Below are 232 nucleotides of genomic sequence, written 5' to 3'. Positions count from 1 at the left end.
GCTTGGACACTATTTGCCAACATTGACACAGATAAAAAAGAAAACTCTGCAGAAATCAACATTCCGTTTGCTTTAAGTTATTTGGCTTATTCGAAGTTCAGTGGAGATGTTCCAGGTATGCTGACACTTCAAAAAGAATATGAAGCAAAGTTTGGCCCAGGAGACTACATTCCTCCAGTGAAAACAACGTTCTGGAGCTTTAGAATCATGGTCGGTGCGGGAATGCTTATGA

General features: G+C 40.5%; 1 protein-coding gene. It reads left to right on the top strand.

Annotation, left to right across the window (positions count from 1 at the left end):
- On the top strand, positions 1 to 232 hold a 232-nt coding region (locus SB775_RS34230; RefSeq protein WP_410865741.1), incomplete at both ends, for a cytochrome ubiquinol oxidase subunit I.

The sequence above is a fragment of the Peribacillus sp. SIMBA_075 genome (genome assembly GCF_046534585.1).
This window is presented reverse-complemented; position numbering and strand designations above follow the sequence as displayed.